Annotated in this window: 1 protein-coding gene and 1 pseudogene; one reads left to right on the plus strand and one right to left on the minus strand. The window is 58.1% G+C overall.

Features of this window, described 5'->3' with window-relative positions; genetic code table 11:
- Window positions 1-362 precede the first annotated feature (362 nt).
- Window positions 363-908, minus strand: a complete 546-nt coding sequence (locus tag AC1DN0_RS40940; protein WP_441637711.1) for a DUF1003 domain-containing protein — start codon at window positions 906-908, stop codon at window positions 363-365.
- Window positions 909-1,342: 434 nt separating this feature from the next.
- On the opposite strand from AC1DN0_RS40940, the pseudogene AC1DN0_RS40945 reads away from it, so the two are divergent.
- Window positions 1,343-1,516: pseudogene (locus AC1DN0_RS40945) on the plus strand (transposase); the annotation flags it as partial.
- Between the last annotated feature and the right edge of the window lie 352 nt (window positions 1,517-1,868).

Raw genomic sequence — 1,868 nt, forward strand, 5'->3', positions numbered from 1 at the left:
GATCGCCACTGTGCAGAAGCGAGCCTGCGGCTATCGCAATCCGGACCACTTTAAGATCGCCGTCTACTTCCACTGCGGTGGTCTCAACCTACATCCAGCTGCGCTGACCCACACGAAAGTCGGATGAACCATTATTTAAGACGCTGTGTTTAGAATGCACGAATGGCGGCTCTGGCACCGAACTTCAGCCGTTGGCGCAGGCCGGCGCGAATGGCCGAAACTGGCTGTGGAACGGCCGTGTAGCGCGGACAGCAGTAGCCGACCCGGAGTGCCCTCTCGCCACCTCGATCGAACGCTCACTCGCATCTAGGGGATACCTCACCAACATCCACCTCGACCTTGATGGGCAGGGAGCCGGGTTATCATTTTGAGTCCTTTTGCAAGAGCTTCTCGTGCAACTCGATGGTCAGCGTTTCGACCCGCTCAGTTAATTTTTGGGTAAGTTCGGTCAGTTCCGTATTCCGCTGCAACAACTCCAGCAGTTGTGCCGCGGTTTGCGCGGAAATTGCCTGCCGCTGCTCGTTAGCGACAGCAAGGGCCTCCCTGTGTTGCGCGTCAGCCTCGGCGTGCGCGTTGTCTCGCGCTGCCTGTCGCGTCTGAGCAAGCAAAATGAGCGGCGCGGCATAAGCTGCTTGGAGACTGAATGCCAGATTAAGGAGAATGAATGGGTAAACGTCGAACCTGGTGAAGCCGAGGGCGTTCACCCCAATCCAGATGGCGACGATTACCGTCTGTGCCCCTAAAAAAACGGGCGTCCCAAAAAAACGTGCGAAGGCTTCGGCCTTGAGCGCGAACCTGTCGTTGCCAAACGCCGCGGCAAGATGTTCGTGAGGTCGGTGGAAGCGAAAGTGATCGACGTTCGGACCGTCAAACGGAGCGGCATGGGAGTTGGAGTTCGGCGTTTTCATGCATTCCCCAAGTGAGTAATCGTTCGAGGCCGGCCTGCAGCGACGTCTGCGGCACTATACCGAGGGAGATACACGCGATGAACAACGGATGCCTATCGTCAGACGATCCCTCGCAGCAGGCAACGCGGCGTGGGGACAAACAGAGTGTAGTGCCTGTTTGCGGTTACGTGAATGACCGCTGATGGCTGGGGAGTGGCCGACTGTGGCGAGGACCTTGGCCGACCACCTCAGGGCGTGACTCGGCCATTCGAAGCGTTTCTGAACTAACGTGACAATTGGTATGAGAACACGCCACGACGAAGCGCGCCCCGGTCCGACCGCCCTCTGTCCCGCCGCAGCGACCAGGTATTCACGTCGCGGTGATGTACCCCGGTCAGAACTCTTTAACGGGGACAGATCGGCTAAGCCTGGAGGTGCCAAGAAAGGAGATGACCCAGAGCACGAATGGCCTGTTGAGACAGTACTTCCCGAAAGGCACCGATCTCTCGGGCTACTCGCAAGCCAAGCTCAACGCCATAGCCAGAAGACTCAACGAACGCCCACGCAAAACACTAAACTTCGATACACCGGCTGAACGATTCCATCAAGCTGTTGCGTTGACCGGTTGAATCCGCAGGCCACAGCGGTCAGTCTGCTTCCACGAAAATGACCGACCGCGAGTGTCCGGTTCCGGATTTCCCGAAGGGGCCTCCGACACTCGCGAATCGGAACTGGATGGCGTAGAGCAGCTCTTGAGCAACGCATCTACAGGCGTCGGCACTGTCGTTGCCCCAGCGCGGCGTCTTTTATGGCGCGCGCCAAAGCGCCTGACGTGTATTAGCTGGGACTCGATCTGACAGATAGTCGGGCTGTTGAATCGAGAAGCGCGACTCAATGCGGGATCAGTTTCTCCTTGGCGAGTTCCAGCGAGTCGAGGAAGGTGCGCATGGGCGTTTTGCCGTAACACCATCGCCCCTGATG

The organism is Cupriavidus sp. 05N39 (assembly GCF_056397325.1).